28 protein-coding genes are annotated in these 26,595 nt (G+C 35.0%); 11 read left to right on the top strand and 17 right to left on the bottom strand.

The window, feature by feature from the left end; translation table 11 throughout:
• The first annotated feature begins 143 nt into the window (after positions 1-143).
• From ACIQ2X_RS02505 to ACIQ2X_RS02520, 4 genes are read left to right on the top strand one after another with little or no spacing between them, the layout of a single operon-like run.
• Positions 144-659 (top strand): ATP-binding protein, encoded by a 516-nt coding sequence (locus tag ACIQ2X_RS02505; protein ID WP_396177301.1) that lies wholly within the window; start codon positions 144-146, stop codon positions 657-659.
• Positions 656-2,146 carry a PIN domain-containing protein gene (locus ACIQ2X_RS02510; RefSeq protein ID WP_396177302.1) on the top strand — a complete coding sequence of 497 codons (1,491 nt, stop codon included), beginning with the start codon at positions 656-658 and terminating at the stop codon, positions 2,144-2,146. Before ACIQ2X_RS02505 ends, ACIQ2X_RS02510 begins: the two co-directional genes overlap by 4 nt.
• A gap of 1 nt (position 2,147) precedes the next feature.
• The gene (locus ACIQ2X_RS02515) at positions 2,148-3,098 is read left to right on the top strand and encodes a hypothetical protein (RefSeq protein ID WP_396177303.1); all 951 of its coding nucleotides are present in this window, start codon (positions 2,148-2,150) and stop codon (positions 3,096-3,098) included.
• Between the two features lie 3 nt (positions 3,099-3,101).
• Positions 3,102-3,482, top strand: coding sequence for an ASCH domain-containing protein (locus tag ACIQ2X_RS02520; RefSeq protein WP_396177304.1), 381 nt, complete (start codon positions 3,102-3,104; stop codon positions 3,480-3,482).
• A 267-nt stretch (positions 3,483-3,749) separates the two neighbouring features.
• Here the strand turns inward: ACIQ2X_RS02520 and sufD are convergent, their stop codons facing one another.
• The 14 genes from sufD to ACIQ2X_RS02590 all read right to left on the bottom strand — a co-directional run bounded on the left by sufD (position 3,750) and on the right by ACIQ2X_RS02590 (position 16,520).
• Positions 3,750-5,066: a Fe-S cluster assembly protein SufD gene (gene sufD, locus ACIQ2X_RS02525; RefSeq protein WP_396177305.1), complete on the bottom strand. Its 1,317-nt coding sequence runs from the start codon at positions 5,064-5,066 to the stop codon at positions 3,750-3,752.
• A 77-nt stretch (positions 5,067-5,143) separates the two neighbouring features.
• Entirely contained in the window at positions 5,144-5,890 is a 747-nt protein-coding gene (gene sufC / locus ACIQ2X_RS02530; RefSeq protein WP_396177306.1) for a Fe-S cluster assembly ATPase SufC, read from the bottom strand.
• A 13-nt stretch (positions 5,891-5,903) separates the two neighbouring features.
• Positions 5,904-6,176: a Txe/YoeB family addiction module toxin gene (locus tag ACIQ2X_RS02535; protein WP_396177307.1), complete on the bottom strand. Its 273-nt coding sequence runs from the start codon at positions 6,174-6,176 to the stop codon at positions 5,904-5,906.
• The gene (locus ACIQ2X_RS02540; protein WP_396177308.1) at positions 6,167-6,373 is read right to left on the bottom strand and encodes a DUF2683 family protein; all 207 of its coding nucleotides are present in this window, start codon (positions 6,371-6,373) and stop codon (positions 6,167-6,169) included. Before ACIQ2X_RS02540 ends, ACIQ2X_RS02535 begins: the two co-directional genes overlap by 10 nt.
• A 25-nt stretch (positions 6,374-6,398) precedes the next feature.
• Positions 6,399-7,847, bottom strand: coding sequence for a Fe-S cluster assembly protein SufB (gene sufB, locus ACIQ2X_RS02545; RefSeq protein WP_396177309.1), 1,449 nt, complete (start codon positions 7,845-7,847; stop codon positions 6,399-6,401).
• A gap of 213 nt (positions 7,848-8,060) precedes the next feature.
• Positions 8,061-8,390 carry a HesB/IscA family protein gene (locus ACIQ2X_RS02550; protein ID WP_396177310.1) on the bottom strand — a complete coding sequence of 110 codons (330 nt, stop codon included), beginning with the start codon at positions 8,388-8,390 and terminating at the stop codon, positions 8,061-8,063.
• A 159-nt stretch (positions 8,391-8,549) separates the two neighbouring features.
• Positions 8,550-10,238, bottom strand: coding sequence for a T9SS type A sorting domain-containing protein (locus tag ACIQ2X_RS02555; protein ID WP_396177311.1), 1,689 nt, complete (start codon positions 10,236-10,238; stop codon positions 8,550-8,552).
• A 67-nt stretch (positions 10,239-10,305) separates the two neighbouring features.
• Positions 10,306-11,682, bottom strand: a complete 1,377-nt coding sequence (locus ACIQ2X_RS02560) for a hypothetical protein (RefSeq protein WP_396177312.1) — start codon at positions 11,680-11,682, stop codon at positions 10,306-10,308.
• Position 11,683: 1 nt separating this feature from the next.
• The gene (locus ACIQ2X_RS02565; protein ID WP_396177313.1) at positions 11,684-12,172 is read right to left on the bottom strand and encodes a hypothetical protein; all 489 of its coding nucleotides are present in this window, start codon (positions 12,170-12,172) and stop codon (positions 11,684-11,686) included.
• Positions 12,173-12,178: 6 nt separating this feature from the next.
• Positions 12,179-12,574 carry a hypothetical protein gene (locus tag ACIQ2X_RS02570; RefSeq protein ID WP_396177314.1) on the bottom strand — a complete coding sequence of 132 codons (396 nt, stop codon included), beginning with the start codon at positions 12,572-12,574 and terminating at the stop codon, positions 12,179-12,181.
• Between the two features lie 5 nt (positions 12,575-12,579).
• Positions 12,580-13,197: a hypothetical protein gene (locus ACIQ2X_RS02575; protein WP_396177315.1), complete on the bottom strand. Its 618-nt coding sequence runs from the start codon at positions 13,195-13,197 to the stop codon at positions 12,580-12,582.
• Between the two features lie 2 nt (positions 13,198-13,199).
• Positions 13,200-13,940 (bottom strand): hypothetical protein, encoded by a 741-nt coding sequence (locus ACIQ2X_RS02580; RefSeq protein ID WP_396177316.1) that lies wholly within the window; start codon positions 13,938-13,940, stop codon positions 13,200-13,202.
• 7 nt (positions 13,941-13,947) lie between these two features.
• Positions 13,948-15,219 carry a hypothetical protein gene (locus ACIQ2X_RS02585; RefSeq protein ID WP_396177317.1) on the bottom strand — a complete coding sequence of 424 codons (1,272 nt, stop codon included), beginning with the start codon at positions 15,217-15,219 and terminating at the stop codon, positions 13,948-13,950.
• A gap of 2 nt (positions 15,220-15,221) precedes the next feature.
• On the bottom strand, positions 15,222-16,520 hold the full coding sequence (locus tag ACIQ2X_RS02590; RefSeq protein WP_396177318.1) for an OmpA family protein: 1,299 nt from the start codon (positions 16,518-16,520) through the stop codon (positions 15,222-15,224).
• 108 nt (positions 16,521-16,628) lie between these two features.
• Here ACIQ2X_RS02590 and ACIQ2X_RS02595 point away from each other — a divergent pair, with 108 nt between their 5' ends.
• The 3 genes from ACIQ2X_RS02595 to ACIQ2X_RS02605 are packed head-to-tail and all read left to right on the top strand — an operon-like array spanning position 16,629 to position 17,878.
• Entirely contained in the window at positions 16,629-16,916 is a 288-nt protein-coding gene (locus ACIQ2X_RS02595) for a hypothetical protein (RefSeq protein ID WP_396177319.1), read from the top strand.
• Between the two features lie 20 nt (positions 16,917-16,936).
• Complete coding sequence (locus tag ACIQ2X_RS02600) at positions 16,937-17,161, top strand: RNA polymerase sigma factor (protein ID WP_396177320.1); 225 nt, start codon at positions 16,937-16,939, stop codon at positions 17,159-17,161.
• Positions 17,162-17,878, top strand: a complete 717-nt coding sequence (locus ACIQ2X_RS02605; RefSeq protein WP_396177321.1) for a tol-pal system YbgF family protein — start codon at positions 17,162-17,164, stop codon at positions 17,876-17,878.
• Here the strand turns inward: ACIQ2X_RS02605 and ACIQ2X_RS02610 are convergent.
• Complete coding sequence (locus ACIQ2X_RS02610; RefSeq protein ID WP_396177322.1) at positions 17,870-18,835, bottom strand: CHAT domain-containing protein; 966 nt, start codon at positions 18,833-18,835, stop codon at positions 17,870-17,872. The two genes, ACIQ2X_RS02605 and ACIQ2X_RS02610, sit on opposite strands and share 9 nt — an antisense overlap.
• A gap of 111 nt (positions 18,836-18,946) precedes the next feature.
• Positions 18,947-20,686: a hypothetical protein gene (locus tag ACIQ2X_RS02615; RefSeq protein ID WP_396177323.1), complete on the bottom strand. Its 1,740-nt coding sequence runs from the start codon at positions 20,684-20,686 to the stop codon at positions 18,947-18,949.
• A gap of 191 nt (positions 20,687-20,877) precedes the next feature.
• Between ACIQ2X_RS02615 and ACIQ2X_RS02620 the strand changes: the two genes are divergently transcribed.
• The 4 genes from ACIQ2X_RS02620 to ACIQ2X_RS02635 all read left to right on the top strand — a co-directional run bounded on the left by ACIQ2X_RS02620 (position 20,878) and on the right by ACIQ2X_RS02635 (position 25,879).
• On the top strand, positions 20,878-21,741 hold the full coding sequence (locus ACIQ2X_RS02620; RefSeq protein ID WP_396177324.1) for an MBL fold metallo-hydrolase: 864 nt from the start codon (positions 20,878-20,880) through the stop codon (positions 21,739-21,741).
• Between the two features lie 106 nt (positions 21,742-21,847).
• Positions 21,848-23,455, top strand: a complete 1,608-nt coding sequence (locus tag ACIQ2X_RS02625; protein WP_396177325.1) for a S8 family peptidase — start codon at positions 21,848-21,850, stop codon at positions 23,453-23,455.
• A 60-nt stretch (positions 23,456-23,515) separates the two neighbouring features.
• Positions 23,516-25,390 (top strand): M1 family metallopeptidase, encoded by a 1,875-nt coding sequence (locus ACIQ2X_RS02630; protein ID WP_396177328.1) that lies wholly within the window; start codon positions 23,516-23,518, stop codon positions 25,388-25,390.
• Positions 25,391-25,465: 75 nt separating this feature from the next.
• A complete protein-coding gene (locus ACIQ2X_RS02635) occupies positions 25,466-25,879 on the top strand; it encodes a hypothetical protein (RefSeq protein ID WP_396177326.1) in 414 nt (137 codons plus the stop codon).
• On the opposite strand, the gene ACIQ2X_RS02640 is transcribed toward ACIQ2X_RS02635, so the two are convergent.
• Positions 25,880-26,491, bottom strand: a complete 612-nt coding sequence (locus ACIQ2X_RS02640) for an acyloxyacyl hydrolase (protein WP_396177327.1) — start codon at positions 26,489-26,491, stop codon at positions 25,880-25,882.
• Positions 26,492-26,595: the final 104 nt, after the last annotated feature.

The following is a 26,595-nucleotide window of genomic DNA, read 5'->3' on the forward strand; positions in this document are numbered from 1 at the left end:
ATAAGATCTCAACCGCAATTAGAATTCAGTTCTGACTTATTTTCAGCATAAAGTTGAAATATTGACCTGTTTATAGGCAGTTACAATGCTTATTTCTAAAATCGTCAAAACTTTCGGATAGCAATGAGTTAATTAATGTTTCTATGAAAAATATTATTTTTATAGGAGGAATTCATGGAGTTGGAAAAGGAACTTTATGTAAGGAAATTGCTTTACATTCTGATTTAATTCACATTACAGCAAGTGAAGTTTTAAAATGGAATGAAATTAGTTCAGTTGACAACAAATTAGTTAGCAATATTTCATCGACTCAAGAGAGATTACTTCATGGTTTAAAAAACTTAATTGAAAAAGACAAACAATATTTGCTTGATGGACATTTTTGCTTGTTAAATTCTAATGGAGTTCCTAGTAAAATTGACGAACAAACCTTTGATACTATAAATCCAAAAATCATCTCAATTGTAATTGACAATGTTGAAAAAATTGTTGAAAGATTAGAGAAAAGAGATAATAAAAAATATGATGCTCAAACTCTGAATGAGTTACAAGAAATGGAAATAGAATATGCAAAATATCTTTCAAACAAGTATTCAATTCCATATATTGAAATAAAAAACAATGATTATAAAAGCCTTTTAAAAATTATTACGCCATGAAAATTTTACTTGACACCAACATTATTATTCACAGAGAAGCAAACAAAATATACAAACCAGAAATTGGTCAACTATTCAAATGGATAGACAATCTTAAATATTCGAAATATATCCATCCATTAACGGTCGAAGAATTAGAAAGATATAAAGATCCAAATACTCTTGACACAATGAGTATCAAAATTGAGAGTTATAATTTGCTCAAGCATCAAGCACCATTAGGAGAAGAGATTATAAAAGTCAGCAAAAAAATTGACAATCAAGACAATGATATAAATGATACTCAAATCTTAAACGAAGTTTTTGAAGGAAGAGTTGATGTTTTAATTTCTGAAGATAAAAAGATACATAAAAAAGCAAATTTGCTTGGTATAGCAGATAAAGTCTACAAAATAGAAAGTTTTCTGGAAAAAGTCACCGCTGAAAATCCTGAATTAGTTGATTATAAGGTTTTGTCAGTTCAGAAAGTTGATTTTGCTGAAGTCAACATAAGAGATGTCTTTTTTGACAGTTTCAGAGAAGATTATGCAGAATTTGATAAATGGTTTAATAAAAAAGCTGATGATATATGTTATGTGTGTTACAGTGAGGGTAGATTAACTGCTTTCTTATTTATAAAAAGAGAAGATGAAAGCGAAAATTATTATGAAATTAATCCTGTATTTGCAAAGAAAAAAAGATTAAAAATTGGCACATTTAAAGTAACTGCTAACGGTTATAAAATTGGAGAAAGATTTTTAAAAATAATTTTTGATAATGCTTTACAATTTAGAGTTGATGAAATATATGTAACTATTTTCGATCAAAGGGATGAACAGGAAAGGTTAATTGAGCTTCTTAAAAATTGGGGGTTTTATCATTATGGAACAAAAACAACTCATAATGGAGTTGAGCAAGTTTATGTTAGAACATTTAATAAAGAAATAATTAACGTTGAAAATCCTAAATTGACATTTCCGTTTTTCTCTCGACACCAAAATATTTTTATGGTTCCAATTTATCCTGATTACCATATAGAGTTATTTCCCGATTCAATCTTAAACAACCAATCTCCAAAAGATTATGTAGAAAGTTTTCCGCATAGAAATGCATTAAGTAAAGTATACATTTCACGTTCTTACGAAAAGAAAATGCAATCTGGCGATATTCTTGTGTTTTATATGACAGGAGGAAAATACAAAGGCGTTGCCACAACATTAGGCATAGTTGAGTCGTGTGTTCTTGACATTGAAACAGAAGATGTATTTATATCATTATGTAGAAAAAGAAGTGTTTTTACTAATCAAGAGTTGTCTGAACATTGGAATTACAATCCTGCAAATAGGCCATTTATTGTAAATTTTCTTTATACTTATTCTTTCAGAAAAAGGCCAAACCTTGAGTGGTTAATAAATAATGAAATTATTTCAGGTTATGATAATGTTCCTAGAGGATTTTCAAAAATAAGTGTTGAGCAATTTGATAAACTTTTAAAATACGCTTATTAATATGAAAAGTATAGCGATTTGGTATAAACCTATAGATAACAATATAGAATCTGATGAAAAATTAGATTTACATTTTAATTTTTGGAAAATTCCTAACGGAACAAGCCAGCCCCATAAGTTCTTAGATATAGGAATTAAACTATCTAACACTAAAAATATCGATTCTTTAAAAATATATTTTCCTGTAAAAATAAAAGAAACTGATTTTGAAGATATCGTAGAGAAATTTATTCACAAAGTTGATTTAGTAAGTGCAATTTTTAATGAGAATTATAAAGTCATTTCAACAGCATCGAGCAAATCTTTTGAAATAAAAGACACAAAAAATGAATTTGTTTTTAATATTTACAAGACCTCAACTTCCGATTTATCATTTGAAGAAAAACACGGAGGAACAATAATATCTATAAATATTCCAAAAGAAGAAAAGGCAAATTATTTTAGATTTCGAATTAAGGGAAGTTTTATAAAGTCAATATCCACTTTAAGCGTTCCAACTAATTCAATATTAGAAAGTGCTTTTTCTGAAATTGAAATGATTGATTTTAGAGTTAATGAGATAAGAGACTTAAATCACGATTTACTTGAGCAAATTAAAATAGAAAAATTACTGAAAATTCAAAAGCAACATTTCTTCTTTATTTGCTCTAAAGATGAAGAATTAATTGGAAATCATCAGCCGTTTTTGAATTGTAGAAATTTGGAAAATTATAAATGGGACCAATATGTTGACATTCCAAAAGTTAATAATCAAGTCTATCTAGCATATCATTGGAAAGAAGCCAATGTCGAAAGTGTAAGTACATTAATTAAAACAAAATATGAAAAAAACAATTGGAAAACCATTGCTAAATATGCGATATTTGCATTGATAATAGCCGTATTAATTGAGTTGTTCAGTAATTGGCTATACGACGTTCTAAGAAGTGCCTTAACGATTAAATGTAAATAAAAAATGAAAGTAGTACTATCAATAAAGCCTCAATTTGCGAATAAAATATTTGATGGGACAAAAAAATTTGAATTCAGAAAAGCTATTTTCAAAAACAAAAATGTTACTTCGGTTTTAGTCTATGCTTCGTCTCCTGTACAAAAAGTTATCGGAGAATTTGAAATTGGAGAAATCTTCAAATTTGACCTTAAAACGCTTTGGGACAAAACAAAAGAACATTCTGGAATTACGGAAGAATATTTTTATGAATATTTTGCTAATAAAAAACATGGATTTGCAATTCAAATCAAGAATAAAAAAAAATTTACCACTCCTAAAAGCTTAAAAGACGATTATAATTTGACCCCTCCCCAATCATTTTCTTACTTCAATTCTAAAGAATAGTTTTAGTTAAGGTCAAAAAATATTTATCATTCCCTCAAAAGATTTGGTGATTGTTCGAATGGGATTGACCGATGATGAAAGTTTTGATTTTAATGGGTTTTTGAAGGAGATTTTGGGGAGTTTTGACAAGTAGATTATTTAAAATACTTAATCTTTTTTATAAAAAAACTCCCAACGAACATAATGTTAAAACTGCAAAGGACGCAAAAGTTCCGTAATAAACTTTGCGTCCTTTGCGTAAATCGTAGCGTTCTTTGTGTTTAGCGTCTACAAATCAAATCCCATATTCACGCCTAATTTTGTGGCGATAATTTTGGTAATTCGTTGTTTTAAAGCAGGTATTTTGATGCTTTCGATTACTTCATTTGAGAAAGCGTACATCAACAATGCTTTGGCTTCTTTCTTTGGAATTCCGCGAGATTGCATGTAAAACATGGCTGTTTCGTCGAGCTGTCCGATGGTACAACCGTGTGAACATTTTACATCGTCGGCAAAGATTTCCAACTGTGGTTTTGCATTTATCGATGCTTTATCGCTCAATAAAATATTGTTGTTTTGCTGAAATGCATCGGTTTTCTGGGCTTCTTTTTCGACGAAAATCTTACCGTTAAAAACACCCGTTGCTTTATCATCTAGAATGGTTTTATAATTCTGATGGCTTTCGCAATTGGGGGTCGCATGTTGCACCAAAGTGTGGTGGTCTACGTGTTGCCTGCCTTCGATAATGGTGATACCTTTGAGCGTGCTTTCAATATGTTCGCCTTGGTGGTAGAAATTCAAATTGTTTCGAGTGATATTTCCTCCAAAAGAAAAGGTATGCACCGAAACGTTACTTTGCTGTTTTTGAGCAATATAGGTATTATCAATCAATGAGGCTTCGATTTTGTCGTTTTGGATTTTGTAATAATCGACAATGGCTCTTTTGGCGGCAAAAATTTCCGTTACGGAATTGGTCAAAACCGGATTCGAGTTCAAAGACTGGTGCCGTTCGATGATTTGCACGTGCGAATTTTCGCCTACGACGATTAAATTTCGTGGTTGTAGCAACAGTGCCGCCTCTGTTCCTGTGGAGAAATTGATGATTTCAATGGGTTTGTCGGCTACTTTTCCTTTTGGAATATTGATGTAAGCGCCTTCCATCGCAAAAGCCGTATTTAATGAGGTCAAACTTTCGTCTTTATTGGCAATTTGATTGAAATAGGTATCAATAATCATTTTGTACTTGGGCTTCGTCAAAGCAGATGCCATCAAGCAAACGTCGATTCCGTCGTGGGTCGTAGAAGACAAAAAGGAGTTAAAAACACCATCTACAAAAACTACTTTGTAAGTATCAATTTCGTGTAAATAGTATTTTTTTACATCAGAATACTGGATACTATTTTCGTTTTTAGGAAAGACGCTGAAGTCGTTTTTCAAAACTGAATTTAGTGATGTATATTTCCAGGCTTCCTCTTTTTTAGTTGGAAAACCTTTTGTTTCAAAATTCTTAATGGCATTTGTTCGAATGTCGTGCAAAGTAGCGTTTACATCTACACGTTCTTCGAAAGCCATAAATGAGGATATGAGTTTTTCTTTTAATTCCATTTTTAGTTATTTGTTTAAAGTTTAAAGTTTCTTATGTTTAAAGTTGTTATAACCTTAAACTTCGAACCTTAAACAAATTAATTTTCCGCTTTAATCCAATCGTAACCGCGTTCTTCTAATTCGAGTGCCAATTCTTTTCCGCCTGATTTTACGATTTTTCCGTTGTATAAAACGTGAACGAAATCCGGAACGATATAATCCAAAAGACGTTGATAATGGGTGATGACTAAAACAGCGTTGTTTTCATTTTTCAGCTTGTTCACTCCATTGGCAACGATTCGTAATGCGTCGATATCTAAGCCTGAATCGGTTTCGTCCAAGATTGCGATTTTAGGTTCGAGCATTGCCATTTGAAAAATTTCGTTTCGTTTTTTCTCTCCGCCCGAAAAACCCTCGTTGAGTGAGCGCGAAAGAAACTTGCGATCGATTTCCAATAACTCTGATTTTTCGCGAATTAATTTCAACATTTCATTAGCAGGCATGTCATCTTTACCGTTGGCTTTTCTGGACTCGTTGATGGCCGTTTTCATAAAATTTGTGACCGACACGCCTGGAATTTCTACGGGATATTGAAACGATAAGAAAACGCCTTTGTGGGCTCTTTCTTCGGGAGCTAAATCGGCTAAATCTTCGCCTTCTAAATATACAGCGCCTTCGGTAACGGTGTAATTTTCGTTTCCGGCAATTACTGCCGAAAGTGTACTTTTTCCCGAACCGTTTGGCCCCATTATGGCGTGAACTTCTCCCGCTTTGATTTCAAGGTTAATGCCTTTTAATATTTCTTTGTCTTCGATGGAAGCGTGTAAATTTTTTATACTTAACATTTTGGTTTTGTGTTTATTCGTAGTGTCCTTTTAAAGACAAAATATCTAAAATTTCTATTGTATTTTCGTTTGTAACTTTATAAATAATCCGATGTTCTTGATTAATTCTTCTTGACCAACGTCCAAATAACTGATGTTTCAATTGTTCGGGTTTACCAATTCCTTGGTATGGATGCAATTGAATATCTTCAATTAAGGAATAAATTTTCTTTAATATTCCTTTATTCCCTGACTTTATCCAAAAATCTAAATCTGCCTTTGCCTTATCAGAGAATTCTACTTGCATAATTCTTTAAGCTCCTCCATTGTCATTCTGACTCCTCTGCCTTCTTTTATACTTCTTTCGGCATCCAGAATCTCTTTTACAAATTCCGGATTGTATGGTTTTTCCACCTTTTCAGCAATTTCAAAACCAAGCGATTTGGCCAATGATTTGAAAACTGGCAAATCTTTTTTCTTTACGTTTTTTAATGTAATTTCCATAATTTCAGATTTTTAAATTCCTAAACTATCCTACCGAACCTTCCAATGAAATTTCCAATAATTTTTGAGCTTCAACGGCAAATTCCATCGGCAATTGTTTCAACACTTCTTTTCCAAAACCGTTAACAATTAATGCAATTGCTTTTTCGGTTGGAATTCCTCTTTGGTTGCAATAAAACACTTGGTCTTCGCCAATTTTACTTGTCGTTGCTTCGTGTTCAATTTTTGCTGAAGTGTTTTTGCTTTCGATGTATGGAAACGTGTGAGCTCCACAATTATTTCCCATTAATAGGGAATCGCATTGAGAGAAATTTCTTGCATTGTCAGCATTTGCACTAATTCGGACCAAACCTCTGTAGCTGTTTTGTGATTTTCCAGCTGAAATTCCTTTGGAAATAATGGTCGATTTGGTGTTTTTTCCCAAGTGAATCATCTTGGTTCCCGTATCGGCTTGTTGGTAATTATTGGTTACCGCAATGGAATAAAATTCGCCAATAGAATTATCTCCTTTTAAAATACAAGACGGATATTTCCATGTTACTGCAGAACCTGTTTCTACTTGTGTCCAAGAAATTTTGGCGTTTTTTTCGCACAAACCTCTTTTGGTCACGAAATTAAAAACGCCTCCTTTACCTTCTTTGTTTCCAGGATACCAGTTTTGAACGGTTGAGTATTTAATTTCGGCATCGTCCAACGCAATCAATTCCACAACGGCAGCATGCAACTGGTTTTCGTCCCGACTCGGAGCGGTACAACCTTCCAAATAGGAAACGTAACTGCCTTCATCAGCGATTAATAACGTTCTTTCAAACTGACCCGTTCCTCCTTGATTGATCCGGAAATAGGTGGACAATTCCATCGGACAGCGAACGCCTTTTGGAATGTAACAGAAACTTCCATCTGAAAAAACAGCCGAATTTAATGCTGCATAAAAATTATCTTTTTGAGGTACAATAGTCCCTAAATATTTTCGAACCAATTCCGGGTGTTCTTTGATGGCTTCGGAAATCGCACAAAAAATAATACCTTTTTCGGCCAACGTTTTCTTGAAAGTTGTGGCTACGGAAACAGAATCGACAACGATATCCATCGCCACATTATTCATTTTCTTTTGCTCGTCAACAGAAATGCCTAATTTCTTATACATCGCTAAAAGTTCTGGATCAACGTCGTCCAGTGTTTTATTAGGATCCACCGCTTTAGGAGCCGAATAATACGATATTGCTTGAAAATCGGGCTTTGTATAATGAACGTTAGCCCATTCGGGTTCGGTCATTTGTTCCCAAACTCTAAAAGATTCAATTCGCCAGTCGGTCATCCATTGAGGCTCGTCTTTAATTTTGGAAATCGCTCGAACTACATCTTCATTTAATCCAATCGGGAAAGTATCCGATTCTAAATTGGTGTAAAATCCGTATTCGTATTCTTTGGTTTCTAATTCGACTTTTAGGTCGTCTTCTGTATATTTTGCCATAGTGCTTTTTGGTATCTAAAAAAGTGAAAAATCTGAAAAAGAGGAAAATTTGAAAAAACGAAAAGAGCTACAAAATCTAAGATGTTTACAGAAGCTGCGATAGCTCTATTTTAAAAACAATTTAAAATTAAATGCTTTTTTCCTTCTTCAACCATCATTAGCTTCTACTGGATTCTTTTTATTTTTAAGGTTCTTTCAATTTTTTCGATTAATTTATAATGAAAAACTCTCCCCACATCCACAGGTTCGTTGAGCATTAGGATTGTTAAAAACAAAACCTTTTCCGTTCAAACCGCCTGAGAATTCTAAAATTGTTCCCGCTAAATAGAGAAATGATTTCTTTTCTACGGCAATTTTTACATTGTTATCTTCAAAAACTTTATCGTTTTCACCCAATTGTTTGTCAAATTTCAACTCGTAAGACAATCCAGAACAACCGCCACTTTTTACGCCTACACGAACGTAATCTGTAGCAGCGTTAAAACCGTCGTCTTCCATCATGCTGACAATTTTTTTGCTTGCTGTATCAGATACTTTTATCATCGTTATATTGATTTTGTCTAAATTAAGTGCAAAGATACGTCAATTTTAGCTTTTTGAACAAGCAGTAACATTTTTATAACTTATGGTGGCATAAGAAAAATAAAGCCAAAAAAAATCCTCCTTCGGTTTTGCAAAGGAGGATTTTATCAAACAAAAAAATTATTGCTTAATGATTTTTTGTGATTGGCTCAAATAGTTTTCTAAATTGATGGTTCGTACTATATACATTCCATTATCTAAATCAGAAATATCAACTTTTTTTTGATTTAAAAACGATGCTACTTTTTTGCCCAATACATCGTAAATTTCGATTTTAAAATTTGCTGTATGTTCCATTTCAATGTTTAAGAAGTTGGATGTTGGGTTGGGATAGATTTTATGATTTTCACTACTTACGTTTTGATTTAGGGATAAATCGGAACTTGATAGTTTCCAGAGTTCCTCGCCATTGGTTGAAGTAAAACCCGAAAAATAGATGTTATTGTTATAAATTATTGGTGCTCTATCTGCTCTCAAACCTTGAGGTTGTGTATCGGGACCACCATAATTGGTTAGCCTAGAGATAGAACCATCTACAAAATTGGCAACCCATAATTGCGGTTCTGGCATATTTATACCGGTCATCATAAAAAATAACTTGTTATCATAAATAATAAAGTTATGAATATCATTTCCAGATGTGTTTCCCACATTTGCGGTACTTATCGAAAATGCTATTTGGGCACCCACTCCATTGGTTTTGTATATCTGATAAATAGAACCGTTATTTGGTGCGCTTTGTTCTCTTGCCACAAAATACAACTCATTATTGTGTATGCAATAATCATTTAAACCAAAAAAGTTGAATGGATTTAGGGCTGGATTTCCAGTTGCGTTTGTGTCATATACCACTTCGAGTTCATAGATGTTGTTGTTTTTTTTGCACTTCAATAAATCTTGGCCCGCTCCAATTTTGAACGCTATGAAGTAAAGTTCGTTATTAAAAACAAAAAGTTTTCGGGGTTGTAGGTAGTTTAGCGGTGTTGTATTTTCTACTATAAAGGTTCCGTTTTCGGTTCCGTCAGAAACATAAAGTCTATTTGAAAGTCCATTATTCGCGCTGAAAAAAAGTTTATTGTCAAACTTGGTTAGAGAAGTAATATGGACGCCAGAGGTAGTGCCATTATTTGGATTAATGTCTTTTACGAGCGTTACAGTATTTGTAGTTTCGTTGTACTTGTATAGTTCGCTACCAATAGTGTTTTCGTTGTCATCATCCATCACAAAAAAAAGTTCGCCATTCACTTCAATAAATCGGTCTTTGTCTCCAAGTCCAAAACCATTGACCTCAACCATTTTTTGAGTACCCGTTGTTGTTCCGTCGGTACGCCACAAATCATAACTACCCGCGATATCTCTTGCGAAAAAGTACATTTTGTTGTTTAAAACAATAAACTTATGTCTATCGGCACTTAGATCAAATCCAGAACCAGACCCAACATTAATTTCTTTGAATAAAGTAGTAGTAGTTCCGTCGGTTCTGTAAAGTTCACGGCCTGTTGTGCTGCTGTACGCTGTGAAATATAAATATCCGTTGAATTCCTGAAAACTAAAAGGACTTGAGCCTTCAAACCCAGGAACGATATCGGAAACTTGTGTTGTTCCTGTTTGTGTTCCGTTTGTTTTCCAGAGTTCAAAATTGGATGTACTGGGAGTACTTGCTGCATTAAAATACAACTCGTTATTAAAAATAGTGTAATACTTTGCACCTCCCGAAAGTGAACCGGTATAGGTGCTAAATTGCTCAAAACTGTATTGCCCGAAGCTTTGCAAAGAGCACAACAAAGTTATTAAAATAATTTTTTTCATAATTGATGCATTTTAGAATTTAAAGTTAGTAATTGTTTCTTTAAAAAGTAAACATTGGATTCTAAAATTATTCACAATTGCATGCTTTTGGAATTCCGTCTGAAGCCATTAATTGATTGATTTTTTCGTCTCTTAAATCTTCATCCTCTTTAAATTGCGCCAAAATTTTAAGGTGTTGCGATTTTACTTTTTCGAGTCTATTTTTTTCGTTTGATGTGCAATTTATTAGGCAGGTATATCGTTTACTGCTTTTTGCGTCGTTGTATTCTTGGGCTTCTTTCAAACCCAGTTCATGTTCTCTGATGGATTGATCAATGACCAAAATCATCATATCGTAGTAGTCGGAAGTTGCTTTTGAGTTGTGCACCTGACTTACATAAGGCATTTCAGTCAAGTCGCTCGATTGAGCGAATTTTTCAGCCTGCGTTTTTATTTCTTTTTCTCGCTTTTTGGCTTTTTTTAAAGCTTCAACCTTCAAGGCCTGTAATTTCGGATCTGTTTCGTTGTTAATTTCAGTTTGCATTTCGCTATACATTTCTGCTTCAGATGCTGCATTATTTTCCATCGCTGGAGCTAGCATGTCTCCGATTGGTTTATATCCTTTACCCGAAAAATTCGCGTTGGCATTTTCAATGTAGTTCATAAAAATCGAAACGCCATCGCCTGTAATTCCGGTAATCATATACGTTTTTCCTGAGGGACTAGCCATGAAACCCAGGCCCCAATAACCCGAAATACTGTACGTGAACTTCGTGTCAATCAGTATTTCCTGTGAATCGGACAACCAAATAGCCATTTTTTTACCTTCAAAAGTTCCCGAATATTCGACTCTTGGATATTTGTTTCCGCCGACTCTCCCGACCTTATTTCCCGTTTTTTTAAAGGTCTTGAAAAAGTGTTTGCTCGACATTCCGGTTTGAAGATCATGTACGACCATCGACTGGTCGCTTCCCATTTTCATCGCAAAGTTGCCTTCAGAACTTTTGATGTATTGATAAAAATCGTTGTTGGCACTTTTAATTTGTGTCATTTCGCCTTCTGGATTTTCGGGTAACATTTCTTGTATGCCTTTCCAATCGAGCATCGCGTAACCGTTTTTTGTATTCAAATAAAAATAGGAAACAAAATTGCCTTCAGGAGCATTGACTGAAAAACCAACTTTTTTATTGAATGAAAAGTTGCCATTTAATCCAATTTCGTTATATACCGATTGACCAGCGTTGGGCAATTTTGGCTTCGGAATTGAAACCTTTACATCCAATAAATCGTTTGAATCAGGTTCGTTACTTTTCACATCCAGCAATTCATCGGCATCGGTTAAAACAGGTACGTTGGTTTTTGGCGCTTCTTTAATAACGGGAACGTTGGTTTTGCTCTTGGGTTTTTGTTGCGCAAAACTCGCAAGAGAAAAACACATAAAACTGAGGACTAGTATTTTTTTCATTTTATATTTTGACAAAAATTCGTGCCGATTGGATTTCGCCTTTCGCCCCAATTGGCTTGGCTTCTAAAATAATTTCATAATTTCCTTTCGGAATTTCAGATATACTGCCGTTGGAATTGGTTTGAATATTGGATAAAATCGAAATAAAATCGAAGGTCTCCACTGGCATGAACATATCTCCAGGAAAAAACGGAATCGGACTTCTTTTAATAGTTCCCAACACTTTTCCGTCTTTTTTGACAGTGGTGTTAAAAACAAACTGAACAACTTCTTGTTTATCTGAATTTTGCGGAATATCAATTCCTGTAAAAACGAAGTGGATCGGATATTTTTTTTCTCTAAAATCAGCATAAAGATTGACGATTTTATTCGATTTTAAAGTGATCTCTGCTCTAGATTGGTCATTTATTTTTATTTCACCTTGTATTAATTGAGCAAAAGAAAGCGAGGTAAATCCGAAAAGAATTAGGGTTAAAATTATTTTTTTCATTGTTTTTTAATTTATTGGTTTAACAGTTTCAAAGTATTCTTCATCTATTTTTGTTGGTCGTTTGTCAAGGTAAACATAAGTAGCTTTGATATAGCCAAGATAATTGTTGGTTAGACGATGATGTGTGTAACTTATCTCAAAAGTGCGTTTAGCTACTTTATCCGTACTAGATACCGTCATTTTATATTTGGTTCTTCCATCGCCATTAAAAGTTGGCTGAGCTGTTTTATTGAAAACATACAATGGCTTTACATCGCCACCAACTTTTGAAAATATAGTGGTTTTTTCTCCCCAAACTACTTCAAACTTTGGCATGTTTGAAGTAGGATTTGTGTTCCAAAACTTAATTTGAGATTGGGCAGATATTCCTATAAAAAAGAAGAAAAACAGCACGAATTTCATAAGATTTAATTTAAATTGGCAATACTGTACACAATTCCCAAATTATATTTTGCTTTATTGAAACGCATGTATCCAGGTCGCGTTGGAATATTGGTTGTGTTTTTAGCTTGATTTAAAGTAATTGCCGGCACTTTGGCATCTTTTAAGAAAACAATAGCTTCCTGTTTTCCAACGATTTCATCATTTACTGGTTTGAATACTTTAATTTCATAAACTATCTTGAAATAGGCGTTATCTTCAAGGTCTTTCATCGTTTTGTAGCCATATTTTGCAGGTTCAAACTGAAAGCGAACTTTAGTATTCATCAACGATTTGATGTTGCCGTTGCTTACTTTCATCCCGGCATTTCTTGGCACTTCAAAAACGCGTCCATAATTGCCGATGTATTTAAAACCTGTGGGTTGAATTTGATCTTCGTTGCCTGTAGTTTTATTTTTTACAAACAAACGGCAATAGCCAATTCCGTGAACGCTTTCTGTTCCAACGTTTATATTTTGATTGATGGTATGTGCTGCCAACCAATCAAATTTGAAATCGTATTTTACGGTTTGGGGCAATGCTTGTGCAAAAGCGCTCGTTACTGTTAACACGAGTACTAATAGAGATAATTGAATTGTTTTCATGGTTATTGTAATTTTTGGTTAATAATTTTTTGTGCCAATGCGATGGCTTCGGAGTCGTTAACAGAAACATCATCTGATAGATCTACGGTTAGCTGAAACGATAATCCTTTGTAAAACACTTTTAATTCACGAACGGGAACACCTGCAAATTTTGTGTTTGCAAAAACCGCATAATCGCCTACATTTTTTACTTCTTCAACACTAAAGTTTCTCATTGCATTTTTAGCAATTGAACCCGCGCCATCCGTTTGTTGTTTAGTAGCTTTTCCATCCGAATTTAATTCGGCCATTTTTTTGGTAATGGCTTCGTCGGCTTGTTTCAATTCGGCTTCCGTTAGGTTGTGATTTTCTTTTTTGAAAGCTGCTAAAGTGGTGTTTTTAAACCAACTCAGCTCGACTTTATCTGACTTTGGAGCTTCTATCTTTCGCCCCATTACTTCAATCGTTTGGATGCGATTTGATTTTTCCCACGAATACGAAATCGAAATTTTGTTGTACTTTTTTTCAATTTCAGAATCTGGACTTTTTTTGGCTTCAGCGGCTGGATATCCACTGGTTTCGGCAGCCAATTCGAGTGTGAGTATTTCATCCAACTTCCCTTTGAAATCGTCGGCCAAAATCACTTTTTCATCCAATTTTTCATTGAGCTCGTCTTGCATTGACGCGTTGTTTTCTTTTTTATCGCCTTCGCAGGAAAAGGCTAAAAAAAACAGACTTAGTGCTGCAGATAGGACTATTTTCATACGATTTTTAATTCACTTTTTTGACACTGTGATACACTCCAAAAACTTTGTCTCCTTGACCTATATTAAAAAATCCAGGTTCGGGTGTATATAAGTTGGTTTCCCCCATTTCACGTTTTCTAATATTTGCATTTTCTATAAATACATTTACCGATTTTTTGCCGATTACATCATTACTTATAATTCCGTCTGTTTTTACTTCAAACTTAAATTCAAAGTAGGCTTCTCCTTTCATTTCTTCTAATGAATTATAACCGTAATCATTTGGGTTAAACTTAAATCGAATTGGTGCGTTCATGAGAGAAAGCCTGTGCTGGTCAACGGCCTTGTTTTTTGGTATTTCAAAAACTCTCCCATATTTATCAAGATAGGTAAACATATGAGGGTTGACCGTTTCCATTTTATTTGTAGATTTATTTTTAACGAAAAGCCTGATCCAACCAATGCCGTAAACATTATTTGCCCCATCTGTTGTTAAAAAATCCAATTGACATTCATAGTTCACATCGTTTGCTTTTTGCAAAGGAGGACTTACAATGGTATTAGTAGAAGTTGACGTAGCATTTGCTGTGCTTTTACCCACTTCCTTATTGTTTTTAACATGCTTCGTACCATCCCAATTCCCGCCAGTCATTGCAGTAGTCCAACCCCATTTTCCTTTGAAAGTATTTCCTTCAAAGTTGAATTCAAAATGACCCGTTTTTTTGGTGTTGTTGTTGTAAAATGTACCCTTTAACTTCTTGGTTGTGGGGTTGTAAATGCCGTCAACTGTACCGATGCCTTTATAAGTTCCGGTAACTTTGTTTCCCACTTGCTGTAAAATAAGATTGCCATCGGTTGTGTTCCATTTTCCGCTCCAAACATTTGTCACGTTTTTGATGGCGTCCTTTCCTCCTGTTTTACCCGTTGCATTCCAAATGTGATCAGGATTGGTAGAATATTTATTATCGGTTCCGTATCCCCAATTTCCGTTAAATTTGGTGATACCATTGTCAAAAAAGTTCTGTTTTCCGCTTGGTGAAAAGAAGATGAATTTTCCTACTTGTGCACCATTATGAAATGAGCCAGCTAGTTCTTTTGCATTATTAGATGTTGTACCAGTAATTGTACCTATACCTTTGTAGTCGCCATAAACCAGTCCGCCGTTTGGATAATCGGTACCCACTTCGAAAGTTAAATTCACCGTGCCGTACGAGGTATTGTACACGCCATCAGAAAAAGATTGGGCAAAGTTTTGAAAACCAATTGCCAAAAAAATAAAGGTAAAAAAAGCTCTCATAATTAAAGTTTTATAAATTCAACACGACGATTTTGGGCTTTTTCAGTAGCACTTGCATTTTTGTTGAGTGGTTGACTTTCGCCTTTTCCATCGGTTTCTATTCTTGTACTGTCAATTCCATAAAAGCTAGACAATGCTGTTTTTACAGCAGCAGCTCTTTTTTTAGATAAGGTTAAGTTCGCGGCATCAGCCCCATCACTATCGGTGTGACCAATAATTTTTACCCTAACTGTTGGATTTTCCTGCAGTGTAGTTGCCATTTCTTTCAAAATAGTTCCACTTTCGGGTTTAATATTGTCGCTGTTCACGTCAAATAAAATTCCGTTGGTTACAAAACGGCCTTCGGTAATAAGTTTGTTTCTTGTATCTTCACCAGCTACCGCATAGCGAATATTGGTAAGGTACACTTCACATTCATCGAAAAAACTTCTGAAAAAAGCAAAATCATAACTTTTATTTTCGGTAAAAAAACGAGGCACATCCACTAATTTATCTTCGTTTACATAGACCCGAAGTCGTCCTTTTTGGCGCCACAGCGACACTTTTACAAAGTTGTTGTTTTCAGTCACATTCCATTGTGGCATTTTGATTTCGTTATTGATTTCGGTTCCGCTTGTGGGAATGATGCTAACGCTGCAAGTAGCCGCTCCTGGATGCAAATAAATCAATGAAATGCCTTTTGAAAAAAATCGCTCTAACATCAAATTATCCGGTTCGGTTGTAAAATTCAATCCAAAACCTCTGTAATTATTGGTAGGATCGGCATTTATTCCTACTTCAAATTCTAAAGTGAAGTTTTCGGGTAGTTTTTTTATATTGTCAGGAATAAAAGCCCCATTTTTAGTCATAGAAAGCCTTTTTCCTTCTTGATGGTCAAGGTGTACAATCTCTCCACTTGCGTTGGTGTTGAATTCGGCTGGAAAATCGCCCGTATTCAATCGTTCGAAATTGTCAAAATACAACTCTTTTTCACCCGCCTCAAAATCAAATTTCGAATTTGATTTCACACCTTTTTTAGTTGAAGTTTTTGTTGGCTGATTGTTGTTTTCAGCGTCAGAAGTGGTGCTTTCTTCTGTTTGTTCCGTTGCCTCTTTAGACTTCTTGTCCTTCTTTTTAAAAATATTTTTAATTTTATCTTCTGCTTTTGTTAAAACATTTTCTACAGTTTCATCTCCTTTTTGTTCACCCCGCTGATAGGTTTTGTCTTTTGCGTTTTTCAAAACTTTTCCAGCTACTGTTTCTTGAGCGTTTGCCGAAAAATTGAAAACAACTAGTCCGATTAGAATTACTATTTTTTTCATGTGTCAAGAGTTTTTATTTCCCGTTAGTGCACGTACTTCAAAAAAGTAAACATTGTGGTGAGATTTTTTTTGAGTAGCTTTGTTTACTTCCTAAAAAAAAGGCTACTAATGAATGAATCCAGCATTGTAATCGATTTGTTAAAAAGAAACGACGAAAAAAGCATTCGTACGGTTTACAATGACAACAAAAATGGTTTTATTCTTTTTGCCAAACGCTATAATCTAAGCCAAGACGACCTCATCGACGTTTATCAAGACGCGATAATTGCTTTGATAGAAAATGCTAAAAAAGGCAAAATCGACGATTTAAAAAGCAGTATTACAACCTACTTATTTGGAATTGGAAAGTTCATGATTTTTCAAAAACTAAAAAAGAAGGGAAAACTATTGCGATAGATGATTTTGAAAAAATCGAAATGATTTACGACGATTACAGTGAAGAAGAAACCAACTTGCAAATCGAAATGTTGCAAAACGGATTTAAAAAATTAGGTGAGCAATGCCGGAAAGTGCTCCACCTTTTTTATTACGAAGAAAAAAAATTAGACGAAATACAAAGTCTTTTGGGGTATACCAACAAAGATGTTCTTAAAAGTCAAAAATCAAGATGCTTGAAACAACTAAAAGAACTCAGCAAATAAATGAAAATGAACAAAGAGCAGTTACTAGAAAGGTATTTTGAAAATCAACTTTCGCAAGAAGAAAAACTATTGTTTCAAAATTATTTGGACACCGATGCTTCTTTTGCCGAAGAATTTGCGTTTCAAAAAAATGTAAAAAAAGCCATTACATTGAACGAACGTGCCGATTTGAAGCAAAAACTACAATCTTTCGAAACGCCAAAATCAGCTAAAAAATGGCTTTCAAAATGGTCGGTTGCTGCTTCAATTGCAGTGGTTTTAGGTGCTGGTTATTGGTTTATGAATCAATCGCCAGATACTATTGAATTGTACGAAGACTATTATCAATCGTATCCAAATGTGGTAGCACCAACGGTTCGTGGCGAAAACAGCGAGGACATAAAATCAGAAGCTTTTTACGAATACGACAATGGAAATTACGAAAAATCCTTGGTCTTGTTTTCAAAAATATACGAGACCGACAAAGACGACTATGCCTTGTTTTATAGAGCGCTTTCGCAAATGGAACTGCAAAAAACAACCGAGGCAATTGTCACCCTCGAGCAGTTTGATTTGGATAAAAACAATGCTTTTACCCCTTTTGTAAAATGGTATTTGGCATTGGCTTTTTTAAAAGAAAAGGAACAGGATAAAGCAATTCCACTTTTAAGATCCTTAACGGAAACCGAAAATCCGCAGCAGGAGATGGCGCAAAAATTATTGAAGGAATTAGAATAATTTTTTCCTGAAAACAATTAGCAAAACCAAAATTACAAATCCGATACCCATATAAATCATCCAATTGGAATTTGACATAATCGGCGAAACATCGCCATTTACAACAAATCCAGCCCAATAAAACGGATGGTTTTTCATTGGATTATTCTCTAAAAATGTTTTTTTAGCATTGGTTAATGCTTCGTCTTTGGCTTGACCGTCTTTGAGATTTTCGTAGAAAGAAACCATGATTTCTGAAGTTTCTTTGTCGGGAACTTGCCACAGACTTACCACAGAACTTCGCGTACCCGAAAAAGTCAAGGCCCGAGACAAACTCATGATTCCCTCGCCATTGACAATTTGTCCCGAACCAGTATTACAAGCACTCAAAACAACCATGTCAAATGGCAAACTCAAGTTGTAAAAATCCTTAAAATACAAAGGTTCATCTCCGCTAAACAGCAAATTCGATTGTTCGAAATTTTCATCGTTCAATTCGGCGTGAAGTGCCAAATGATAAATCGTGTAACGGTCGGCATTTTCAATAAAAGTTTGCTTGGACGATTTGGTGTTTTTATCGCCATCCGTAAGTGCTGCAATTTGATCAACCTCTTTTTCTGAGTATACAATTGGTTTTAATCCACTTTTAGACTGCGAATAATCGGCTGCAAGACAAAGCGCTTTTTGATTGGCACTTCTTAAATCATAAATTTTTCCCGCATACAGCAAGGGTAAAGAGAAATTATAATTGATGTTTTTACTGTCAATCCAATTTTTTCCTTCCTCATTTATCAAAGTTTCAAAAGGCAAATAGCAAATAAAATTCTGCGGAATGATATTAACTTTTGGCGTCGTTATGTTCTTGCAAAGGAGTTGGTACAAACTCTTGGCACCCGCTTTATAATTACTGGCTGGATTTTTCAAATCATTGAGGTACTTGAGCATGATTTTCTCCACATCTTCGACTTCCCCAACCACCGATATTGAAATGTTATTTTTTTCGATAACTAACCGATAAATCGTATAATTTGTGGTGTAAAACTTTACCACAGATTCATCCGTATTAATTTGATTTTGAATATTTTGAATCTAAAAATCATCACGTACTGAAGCAAAATTCTTCAACTTTGCTTTTATTTTGGCCTCAACTTCACTTAATTTGGATTTTGTGTTTTCCAATTCTTTGGATTTCGAAGGACTTGTTACAAATAAAAGTTCGTTTTCCAACACATCAATTTTTGTTTCAAGGGTATTGCTCTGTTCAAAAAGCGCTTGAATATTCGGGTTATTTTGTTTGACCTGATCTTGAAATTGGTTGAATAATTGTTGTGACGCATTTTTTTCGATCATCTCAATATATTCTCGTTGCTTCGAAGGATTATTGGCATATTTTGTCAGGGCAACATTTAAAAGTGCGGTGGTAATTTTATTGGAATAATTAGCGATAAAATAATCATAGCCAGCATCTTGGTAAAACAATTGAAACATTTTAGTAGCAGCAAGTGCCAATGATTCGGCTTTTTCCAGCAGTAATTTGTCTTTCGTGCTTATGTAAGCCGTATAATACAATGTGGACGAAGTAGCAAAATTATTAATGAAAAATCCCGAGTTCAAATCAGCGTAATCTTCTTTATACAGATCTTGTACAGCGATTTTTTTCTCCATAAAATTTTCGGTAAGCAATGGATAAATGGAATCTAGCAAATGAACGGTTTCTTTGTGTTTGTTCAGTTCCGATAAACTGATGGCTTTCATGATTTTTAGCGAATAAAAATTCACATCACTTACCGGAGTAGGAAATTCGTTTTCAATGCGTGTCAAATAGTTGATGCTTTCTTGGTGGTTTTTCAAATTGCCATGCGACCGCGCCAATTTCGACAAAGACAACATTCGAAACACAGGCAATTCCTCTTGTTCAAAAGCCCACTGGTAATATTCCTTGGAAAGTTGAAGCGACTTATTAAAATCTTCATAGTCAAAATCATAACGATCAATAAGCCAACCGAAAGTGGATAATAAGTTGCTATTTTTGTCCACAACACCATATTTGGGCGACCAATTTTTAAAAGCTTTTAACTTCAAATAAGCCGCCGCCGTATCGTTTTTACTTACCAAAGATTTAATTTCTGCTTTTTTATATAAAATCTCCTTGTAATCGGCATCGCTTTCGACCGGGAATTTTACGGTATCAAAATAATTTGCCTTTGCAATTTTGTACTTCTCAAAAATTTCCGAAAAGTCGGCTTTTGTACTTTGGTTGTTGATTAAATTATTGTAAATGGTCAAATAATCGCCAGCATTGATTTGGCTTTTATATTTATCGGCAATTTTCAGCGCTTTTTCAGTGTATTCTGATCCCAAATCGCTTTTGTGCAAAATGCCGTAGCAATACGCCAAATCTAAATTGGCCAACATATAACTCTGTGGATCCAATTTCAACTCTTCTGGATATTCTTTGAGTGCTTTTTCAAAATAATAAACCGCTCGTGCTTCTTGTTTAACACTCAGCAATGCTTTGCCATAAATGACATAGGTTTTAGCTTGCGTTTTCTTAGAAATTTTCTCCCATGAATTAGAAATAATGAAGCTTTCGCAAAATTTCACCAGATAATCCCACTCCAACTCTTGATTATCCAAGGTCTCCACAACAAATCGATCAATATCAGTTGGTGAATTTACACCTGATTTTTTACGAGCAATTTCAAAAACGGTTTCTTTTTCAATAACCGAATTTTTAGCGGGATTCTTAATTTCGGTTTTCTTAACCGATTCATTTTGGGTACAACTTGCAAGGAGTAGAACAAAAAATAATAAATTGATGAGTTTCATAATTTTTAGTTTTTAAGAGAAGAAAATGAGTTGAAAATCAAAAATAACACAAATAAAAGTTGTAATTTATTAAAATTTAAATGTATAAGTAAGAAATAATTAAAAGTAGTTAAAAAAACAATTGGTTATTTGACTACAATCAGGATTTTTAATCAAAAATCATTGTTTACTTTTGTGAAAATTCTTTTATAATGAAAATATACCCAATAGAAGCCGGAAATTTTAAACTCGACGGAGGCGCTATGTTTGGCGTTGTACCCAAAACCATTTGGCACAAGACAAATCCTGCGGATGAAAATAACCTCATCGATATTGCCACACGTTGCTTGCTAATTGAAGACGGAAGCCGACTCATTTTGATCGACACCGGAATGGGGAACAAACAATCCGAAAAGTTTTTTGGTTATTATTCGCTTTGGGGAAGTCATTCTATCGACAAATCTTTAGAAAAATATGGTTTTCACAGTGATGATATTACCGATGTTTTTATGACCCATTTGCATTTTGACCATTGTGGCGGAAGCGTTATTTGGAACAAAAACAAAACAGGTTACGAAGTTGGTTTCAAAAACGCAAAATTCTGGAGCAATAAAGACCATTGGGAATGGGCAACGAACCCCAATCCGAGAGAAAAAGCCTCTTTTTTGAGGGAAAATATTTTGCCGATGCAAGATAGTGGTCAGTTAAATTTTGTCGAAAGACCCAATAGTGATTTTGGCATTTCAGAAGATTTAGGCTTTGGAATGTACTACATGAACGGACATACCGATAAAATGATGATTCCTAAAATTCAATACCAAGACAAAACCATCTGTTTTATGGCTGATTTATTGCCAACTGCCGGACATTTACCTTTGCCTTACGTGATGGGTTACGACACAAGACCTTTGCTAACTTTGCCCGAAAAGGAAAAATTTTTGAGGGAAGCCGCTGTAAATAACTATTATTTATGGCTAGAACACGACGCTCACAATCCCATAATTACCGTTGAAGAAACCGAAAAAGGGGTTCGACTAAAAGAAGTTTTTACAACCGCAGACGTAATTGGTTTGTAAAAAAGAAAAACTTAAAATCTAAAAATTTTGTTATTTTTGGCAACTTCTGTAACAAAATGAGTTCCTTTGGGACTGATAAATTGAAAATTAAAATCAAATTTATAAAATGAAAAAAATAAAATTAACGTATTTATCGCTTGCTCTTGCGATTGCCTTAACCGGTTGTAGCACTACAAAAGTAACGATGTATAATGTAGATGCATTGCCGGTAAAAAAAGCAAAAATCACTACCGAACAGTTGCAGCGTTGGAGCCACTTGGACGTTCTTACTGATACGATTCCGGGAATGAGTGTGGATAAAGCGTATGCCGAATTGTTAAAAGATAAAGTAAGTTCGAAAGTAATTGTAGGGATTATTGATTCTGGTGTGGATATCGAACATCCCGACTTAGCAGCCGCGGTTTGGACCAATTCAAAAGAAATTGCTGGAAACGGAATCGACGATGACAATAACGGTTACATTGACGACATGCACGGTTGGAATTTTCTAGGTGATATTACCAAAGAAAATTTGGAATACGAAAGGATTGTGAAAGATAAATCGTTGGTAGACGAAGCTACTTTCCAAAAAGCAAAGGCTATCTATGATAAAAAAACAGCAGATGCAACTCAAGGTCGTACCCAAATGGAAGGCATGATGATGGCAGCGAATAGCGCCGACGAAGTGCTTAAAAAAGAATTGAAACAAGACATTTATACAATTGAAGATTTAAACAAAATAACATCGACAGATGCTACAGTTGTTCAAAGCGTTCAAGTCATGAAACAACTTCTTTCTTTTGGACTGCCAGTGGCGGATTTGAAAGTAGAAATCAAAAAAGAATTGGAAGGGATTATTTCCACTTTGAATGGCGAAAATTTAAAACAAGATTACCGCAAAGTTTTAGGCGACAATCCTAATGATTTAACCGATACCAAATACGGAAACAACAATGTAATTGGGCCAGACAAGCAAGAAGCGCTTCATGGAACACACGTTGCAGGAATAGTAGCGCAAGGACGTTACAACAACATTGGAGGCGACGGTGTTGCCTCAAATAATGTAGAAATCATGACACTTCGGGCAGTTCCAGATGGCGATGAGTACGATAAAGACATCGCTTTGTCCATCCGATATGCAGTTGATAATGGTGCAAAAGTGATCAACGGTAGTTTTGGAAAATCATTTTCTCCACACAAACAATGGGTTTATGATGCCATTAAATATGCCGAAAAGAAAGACGTTTTGATTGTTCACGCGGCAGGTAACGACGCTAAAAACATTGATATCGAGGATAATTTTCCAAACGATTCTGATGATAAAAAAACAGAATTTGCCGATAACTTAATTACTATCGGAGCTCTGAACTTTGAGTACGGCGAAAATGTAGTAGCCAACTTTTCCAATTTTGGTGCATTGAACGTGGACGTTTTTGCTCCAGGAGTGCAAATTTATGCTACAACACCCGAAAATTCGTATCAATATCTTGCAGGAACTTCAATGGCTGCTCCAAATGTAGCAGGAGTTGCCGCATTGATTAGGTCTTACTATCCAAAACTTTCTGCCAGTCAAGTAAAACAAATTTTGATGGATTCAGGAACGGCAATCAACACAATGGTTCAAGTAGGTGGAAAAAACGGTGAGAAAAAACAATTTTCTACTTTATCAAAATCGGGTAAAATTGTAAATGCGTATTCGGCATTGCAAATGGCTGCAAAGATGTCTGGAAAATAATAGCTTAATTATTGCAACTTAACGGAAGGTTCACGCCTTCCGTTTTTATTTATAAAAATGATGAAAAAAACCGCAATTATTTCCCTGTTTTTAATCTTATTCTCCTTTGGCTTTGCCCAAAACAGTCCATATTGGCAACAGCAAGCCGATTATAAAATGGACGTTTCAATGGACGTGAAAACCTTTACCTACAAAGGAACCCAAGAAATTGTTTATACCAATAATTCGCCAGATACGTTAAAGAAAGTGTATATTCACTTGTTTAATAATGCCTTTCAACCGGGAAGCGAAATGGACGCACGATTGCAAAGTATTTCAGACCCAGATAAACGGATGGTGAAAACTTTTAAAACGCCACAAAAAACAACTTATGAAAGTCGAATTGCAGGATTGAAACCTAACGAAATTGGATTTTTAAAAATCAATGATTTCAAGCAAGATGGTCAAGTGGCTTCGACCAAAGTGGTGGGAACTATTCTAGAAGTTGTGTTGCAAAAACCCATTTTACCCAATACAAAATCGACTTTCACTATGAATTTTGACGGACAGGTTCCCGTTCAAATTCGGCGTTCTGGTAGAAATAACGCCGAAGGAATTGCCCTTTCGATGTCGCAATGGTATCCAAAAATGGCCGAATATGATTTTGAAGGTTGGCACGCCGATCCGTACATCGCTCGAGAATTTTATGGTGTTTGGGGAAATTTTGATGTTAAAATTACAATCGACAAAAACTATACAGTTGGCGGAACGGGTTATTTGCAAAATCCAAACGAAATTGGCCACGGCTATCAAGATGAAGGCCTTGTGGTGAAACATCCTCGAAAAACCAAAACGCTCACTTGGCATTTTCTAGCACCCAATGTACATGATTTTACTTGGGCTGCCGATGATGATTATATCCACGACACGGCCCAAGTTCCTGGTGGTGCCAAACTGCATTTCTTGTATAAAAACAATCCAGAAATACTCGAAAACTGGAAAAAATTACAACCAAAAGCCGTTCAAATGATGCAGTTTTTTAATCAAAATGTTGGTCCGTATCCATACGAACAATATTCCATCATTCAAGGTGGCGACGGCGGAATGGAATATGCGATGTCCACTTTAATTTTAGGAAACGGAAAGTTTGAGGGTTTACAAGGCGTTACCGCTCACGAAATGGCACATTCTTGGTTCCAATTTGTTTTAGCAACCAACGAAAGTAAGCACTACTGGATGGACGAAGGTTTTACGTCTTTTATTTCCGACTTGGCCGAAAATGCCATTAACGAAAAAAAAGTGGATGATCCGTTAGCAGGTTCTTACAAAAGCTATTTTTTTATGGTCAATTCGGGTAAAGAATTGCCACAAACCACGCATGCTGATCGACACGATGTAAATCAAATTTACAGTATTTCGGCCTACAGCAAAGGAAGTGTTTTCTTGAGTCAACTGGGATATGTTATTGGAAATGAAAATTTAATGAAAACCCTTCGCAGGTATTACAAAGAATTTGCATTTAAACATCCCACGCCAAACGACTTTATCAGAATTGCCGAAAAAGTTTCTGGAATGCAATTGGGTTGGTACTTGAACGATTGGACCAAAACCACCAACACCATCGATTACGGAATTAAAGAAATAGCCGAAAAAGACGCTCAAACCAGTATTACTTTGGAGCGAAAAGGCCGAATGCCCATGCCGATCGATTTGGTTGTGGAATACACCGATGGAACCGCCGAAAGTTTTTACATTCCGTTACGAATGATGTTTGGCGAGAAACAAAATCCATACCCTCAATTAAAAAGAACCGTATTGAATGATTGGGCTTGGAGTTTTGATACCTACACTTTTTCGATAAATAAATCTAAAAAAGACATCAAACAAATCATCATCGACCCCTCAGAAATGATGGCGGACGTACAAAAGGAAAATAATGTTTTTATTCAAAAGTAAAATTTAAAGCTAACCCTAAAAGTTCGCTTTTTTTGTGGAATAGAATTTGTAGTTTTGTGAACCAAACACCCCTACATGAAAATCGTAAAAATAGTCCTCCCGTTGTTCCTACTCTTGTTTGCCTTTCAAGATGTTTCCGCACAGGTTTACCGCTTTAAAGCCGACAGTTTTAGCATCATCGAAAAAAATGAAAAAGGAAATTGGGGAAGTTGGACCGACTTTAACAACACACCCGTTGTTATTACTTTGGACGGCAAAAAGGACCGTATTGTAATTAATTCTAAAGAAATTCAGCTGTATTCTATTTTGGCTTATGGCGAAAAAATTGTTGAAAAAGACCAAGAAACTATTCCGATGAAATGTGCTGACAATGAAGGTGGATTGTGCACCATTTTGATTGTAACGAAAAAAAATGAAGAGAACAGGAAGCAGTTTTACATCAATTATGAAGATGTGAAAATCGTGTATAATGTGTATGTTTCGGAATAATTACAACCGAAAAACAACTCCAAAATCGTAATTCAAAGTATTAATTCCTGCGTTAGCATTTTGCAAGCCTGCGTTAGAATTGTGCCTTAGATTGGGTCTGAAATCTAAAGTAATCTTTTTGATTTTATACGAAATTCCCAAGCCTAAAACATCCGAAAAAGAAAATCCTTTGGACAAGCGTTCGGTTTCGGTATCCGTGTACATCGGACCAACACTTCCCAAAATAAACACGCTCCACGATTTTGAAATTGGTTTCCTAACAATAAATCCAACGGGCAAAACATATTCACGAATGTTTTTGAGTTTTGTAAATCGTTCCCGTCGCTCTTCAAAATTAGGTTCGTCGGGGGTTACAAAGTACAGATTGAGCAATTGATGTGTGGCAAAATTAATTTCAGGGCCAAAAACAAGTTGGTATTCTAAATTTTTCGTGGTTTTTAGCGTACAATAAACCTGCGTTTTAAGACAGCGATTGGTGTACGTGTAATCCGTATTTTTAAGCTCGTTACCCAAACCGTAACTCAAGCCAATTGCAAACTTAGACGTATTTTCTTGTCCAAAAATACAGTACGAGACGCTTAAAAAGATAAGTACGAAAAATAATTTTTGCATATATGATAAGTTATTGCTCAGATTAAATGTCTTATTTTAAAAATTTAAATCTTTTTGCCACGGATTGTACAGATGAACACAGATTGCTTAGTCTCATAGATTAA

This window comes from Flavobacterium sp. (assembly GCF_044368625.1).
Classification (GTDB): Bacteria; Bacteroidota; Bacteroidia; order Flavobacteriales; family Flavobacteriaceae; genus Flavobacterium.

Excerpts from the sequence above, each read along its gene's own strand:
- ACIQ2X_RS02505 (WP_396177301.1), top strand. The coding sequence starts at position 144 with ATGAAAAATATTATTTTTATAGGAGGAATTCATGGAGTTGGAAAAGGA.
- ACIQ2X_RS02510 (WP_396177302.1), top strand. The coding sequence starts at position 656 with ATGAAAATTTTACTTGACACCAACATTATTATTCACAGAGAAGCAAAC.
- ACIQ2X_RS02515 (WP_396177303.1), top strand. The coding sequence starts at position 2,148 with ATGAAAAGTATAGCGATTTGGTATAAACCTATAGATAACAATATAGAA.
- ACIQ2X_RS02520 (WP_396177304.1), top strand. The coding sequence starts at position 3,102 with ATGAAAGTAGTACTATCAATAAAGCCTCAATTTGCGAATAAAATATTT.
- sufD (WP_396177305.1), bottom strand. The coding sequence starts at position 5,066 with ATGGAATTAAAAGAAAAACTCATATCCTCATTTATGGCTTTCGAAGAA.
- sufC (WP_396177306.1), bottom strand. The coding sequence starts at position 5,890 with ATGTTAAGTATAAAAAATTTACACGCTTCCATCGAAGACAAAGAAATA.
- ACIQ2X_RS02535 (WP_396177307.1), bottom strand. The coding sequence starts at position 6,176 with ATGCAAGTAGAATTCTCTGATAAGGCAAAGGCAGATTTAGATTTTTGG.
- ACIQ2X_RS02540 (WP_396177308.1), bottom strand. The coding sequence starts at position 6,373 with ATGGAAATTACATTAAAAAACGTAAAGAAAAAAGATTTGCCAGTTTTC.
- sufB (WP_396177309.1), bottom strand. The coding sequence starts at position 7,847 with ATGGCAAAATATACAGAAGACGACCTAAAAGTCGAATTAGAAACCAAA.
- ACIQ2X_RS02550 (WP_396177310.1), bottom strand. The coding sequence starts at position 8,390 with ATGATAAAAGTATCTGATACAGCAAGCAAAAAAATTGTCAGCATGATG.
- ACIQ2X_RS02555 (WP_396177311.1), bottom strand. The coding sequence starts at position 10,238 with ATGAAAAAAATTATTTTAATAACTTTGTTGTGCTCTTTGCAAAGCTTC.
- ACIQ2X_RS02560 (WP_396177312.1), bottom strand. The coding sequence starts at position 11,682 with ATGAAAAAAATACTAGTCCTCAGTTTTATGTGTTTTTCTCTTGCGAGT.
- ACIQ2X_RS02565 (WP_396177313.1), bottom strand. The coding sequence starts at position 12,172 with ATGAAAAAAATAATTTTAACCCTAATTCTTTTCGGATTTACCTCGCTT.
- ACIQ2X_RS02570 (WP_396177314.1), bottom strand. The coding sequence starts at position 12,574 with ATGAAATTCGTGCTGTTTTTCTTCTTTTTTATAGGAATATCTGCCCAA.
- ACIQ2X_RS02575 (WP_396177315.1), bottom strand. The coding sequence starts at position 13,197 with ATGAAAACAATTCAATTATCTCTATTAGTACTCGTGTTAACAGTAACG.
- ACIQ2X_RS02580 (WP_396177316.1), bottom strand. The coding sequence starts at position 13,940 with ATGAAAATAGTCCTATCTGCAGCACTAAGTCTGTTTTTTTTAGCCTTT.
- ACIQ2X_RS02585 (WP_396177317.1), bottom strand. The coding sequence starts at position 15,219 with ATGAGAGCTTTTTTTACCTTTATTTTTTTGGCAATTGGTTTTCAAAAC.
- ACIQ2X_RS02590 (WP_396177318.1), bottom strand. The coding sequence starts at position 16,520 with ATGAAAAAAATAGTAATTCTAATCGGACTAGTTGTTTTCAATTTTTCG.
- ACIQ2X_RS02595 (WP_396177319.1), top strand. The coding sequence starts at position 16,629 with ATGAATGAATCCAGCATTGTAATCGATTTGTTAAAAAGAAACGACGAA.
- ACIQ2X_RS02600 (WP_396177320.1), top strand. The coding sequence starts at position 16,937 with ATGATTTACGACGATTACAGTGAAGAAGAAACCAACTTGCAAATCGAA.
- ACIQ2X_RS02605 (WP_396177321.1), top strand. The coding sequence starts at position 17,162 with ATGAAAATGAACAAAGAGCAGTTACTAGAAAGGTATTTTGAAAATCAA.
- ACIQ2X_RS02615 (WP_396177323.1), bottom strand. The coding sequence starts at position 20,686 with ATGAAACTCATCAATTTATTATTTTTTGTTCTACTCCTTGCAAGTTGT.
- ACIQ2X_RS02620 (WP_396177324.1), top strand. The coding sequence starts at position 20,878 with ATGAAAATATACCCAATAGAAGCCGGAAATTTTAAACTCGACGGAGGC.
- ACIQ2X_RS02625 (WP_396177325.1), top strand. The coding sequence starts at position 21,848 with ATGAAAAAAATAAAATTAACGTATTTATCGCTTGCTCTTGCGATTGCC.
- ACIQ2X_RS02630 (WP_396177328.1), top strand. The coding sequence starts at position 23,516 with ATGAAAAAAACCGCAATTATTTCCCTGTTTTTAATCTTATTCTCCTTT.
- ACIQ2X_RS02635 (WP_396177326.1), top strand. The coding sequence starts at position 25,466 with ATGAAAATCGTAAAAATAGTCCTCCCGTTGTTCCTACTCTTGTTTGCC.
- ACIQ2X_RS02640 (WP_396177327.1), bottom strand. The coding sequence starts at position 26,491 with ATGCAAAAATTATTTTTCGTACTTATCTTTTTAAGCGTCTCGTACTGT.